This window comes from Anaerococcus porci, assembly GCF_009696575.1.
GTDB classification, from domain to species: Bacteria; Bacillota; Clostridia; order Tissierellales; family Peptoniphilaceae; genus Anaerococcus; species Anaerococcus porci.
In genome coordinates this window covers 1-2,909 of sequence record NZ_VULQ01000028.1, presented here as the reverse complement: position 1 = coordinate 2,909, position 2,909 = coordinate 1, and the positions used below count along the sequence as shown (strand labels likewise).

Sequence of the window (2,909 nt, the reverse complement as noted above, 5' to 3'; positions counted from 1 at the left end):
TGTACATTAGTACCTGCACCCATTTTTTGAGTAGAACCTAATAAGACTCTTACTTCTCCTCTTCTTACTTTAGAGAACAATTCATCTTTTTGTTTGTCTGTATCTGCTTCGTGAATAAAGGCTATTTCTTCTTTAGGTATTCCCATATTCACTAGCTTATTTCTAATATCATCATAGATATTAAATTCTCCATCTCCTTTTGGTGTAGACATATCTGAAAATACTAATTGGGTCGATGATTTTTCTTTTGTCTTATCCCAGATACTAAAGACGTTTTTAACGCATACATTTACCTTTGAATTAGGATCATCTGGAAGTAGTGGATTTATTAATCTTTGGTCAAGGGCAAGTTTTTTACCATCATTTGTAATCTTTAGCATATTGTCTTCTGTTGGTTCGACTTGGTTATTTCTAACTGCATCAGCCCTTTCTGATAAGCTAGTTAATATTTCTTTTTGTTCCTCAGTAGGTTTTGTTTTAATAACTTCAAAATTTGCTTCAGGAACTGGTAAATTTAACATATCTGAAGTCTTTATATCTGCTACTTCTTTAAACATAGACATCAACTCTGGCAAGTTATAAAACTTTGAAAATCTTGTTTTTTGCCTATATCCAGTGCCTTCTGAAGATAATTCAAAGGTGTTTTCTGTTTCTCCAAAAGTAGAAGCCCAGGCGTCAAAATGTTCTAATCCTCTTGCCTTTAAATCATCATATTGAAGGTATCTTTGCATGGTATAAAGTTCTGTCATTGAATTTGATATTGGTGTACCAGTAGCAAATACAACTCCCTTTCCATCTGTCGTTTCATCCATATACCTACATTTCATATACATATCCGAAGACTTAAAGGCTTCACTTTGACCGATACCCGCAACATTTCTCATCTTTGTATGCAAAAATAAGTTTTTATAATTATGAGCTTCGTCTATAAATAACTTATCTACTCCTAGTTCTTCAAAGGTTATAACATCATCTTTTTTAAAATCATCATTTAGTTTTTCAAGCCTTACCAAGAGTTTCTTCTTTGTCTTTTCTAGTTGTTTGACTGTGAAATTTTCTCCTCTATTTCTTTTGTTCTCATCAATAAAGGAAACTATATCATCTATTTGATCTTGTATATGACTTACCTGGTATTCCTTGGACATTGGTATTTTTTCAAATTGAGAGTGTCCTATGATGACTGCATCATATTCTCCTGTTGCAATTCTACCAATAAATCTTTTCCTATTTTTAGGTTGAAAGTCTTTTTTATCGGCCACCATAATGTTCGCTGACGGATATAATTGCATAAACTCTCTACCAATTTGAGTGGTTAGATGGTTAGGAACTACAAATAATGATTTACTTGCAAGTCCTAACTTCTTAGATTCCATAGCAGAAGCTACCATTTCAAATGTCTTTCCTGCTCCTACTACATGGGCAAGTAGTGTATTTCCACCATATAGAGTCCTTGCTATGGCATTTTTCTGATGTTCTCGAAGTCTGATTTCAGTATTCATTCCATCAAAAGTTAAGTTAGAGCCATCAAATTCTCTATTTCTAATTGAATTGAATTTTTCATTATAAATCTTCTCTAGCTTATATCTTCTATCAGGATCTTCAAATATCCAATTCTTAAATTCTTCTTTAATCAGTTCTTGCTTTTGACTTGCAAGCATGGTTTCTTTTTTATTTAATACAGAAGTCTTAGAACCATCATCATTTATTACTTGGTCAAATACCTTCGTATCTTTTAGATTAAGAGCATTTTCAATTAGCTTATAGGCATTTACTCTACTTGTACCATAAGTCATGTTAGCAAGGTCATTAGTTGAGTCAACACTTTTACCTTCAATGTTCCATTCACTCGTGTGTGGCAAAAACCTAACATTTATATTCCACCTATGAAACCCGCGTGTTTTTAAAAGGTTAAAAGTAAAGTCTTCTATATCTTTTTGAGGTATCCATGTTGCTCCTAACCTTACATTTATATAAGAAGCAGTGAGTTCTTCAGGCATAACTTCTTGTAATTTTTCTCTCTGATATTTGAGTTTGCCTAACTCATTTAATAATGTGTCTTTCTTTTCAGAAGGTGCTAAATCTATTACATTTTCAATTTCTCCGATATATGAATTGAGGTAGCCAATTTTTTCTCTGATATTACCACTTAAATATTCATCAGCCGATACATATGAAAAATGAAATGGATCGTCATTGTCAAAGCTCTCAAAGGGCATTCTGTTATTTATTAGGTCTGTGTCCTTAATATCTAAAAATATCTCGCCCTCAAGTTCACCAATTAAGGTGTCCCTATCTTTATTAGTGATAGATTCCATATATTCAAAATCTACATATCCTTTTTGTGAAACAGATAAGACTAAGGCTTCAAGGGAAGTATCTACATGGTCTACTACTTTTGCCTTTGTTATTGTTCTTTTTGAAAATATATCACTCTTAGCTTTGAAATTATCCTCATCATCAAGTATTTCTATTGATGATACTAAAGGAAAGTTTGAGTCTTCCTTTAAGGCTCTGGTGTTTGATAGGGAGTTAATAAAGCCATGTTTCTTTGAAAAGTTATCATAGACTTCATTTAACTTTTCTTGTGACTCTTTTATTTCTTCATCAGAAAAATCGTCCTTTTGTTTTTCTATTACATCTTTCAAAGCATTCATTACATCAAGATAATCTTTAATCTTTTCTTTATTTTTATCTGATATATTCTGCTTAATTAAGACTGAGTTTTCTCTTAGGTAGACATCTTCGTCAATAATAGTGTAGGAAAAATTTTTAACATCGTCTGTTGCTGGAAGACTTAATTCTTCATCTTCCAATAGTTCAACCTCTTCATATTTTGAATTTGAAGATATTTCCTTACTTGCAAGATCCATTAAATCTTTTAGATTTTCGTCCTCTTTTTCATCACAAGT

The 2,909-nt window shown here is 31.9% G+C and carries 1 protein-coding gene; it reads right to left on the bottom strand.

Annotated elements, in window-relative coordinates; translation table 11 throughout:
• A partial coding sequence (locus tag FYJ26_RS10685; protein WP_195837867.1) for a DEAD/DEAH box helicase family protein occupies positions 1–2,909 on the bottom strand: 2,909 nt, incomplete at both ends.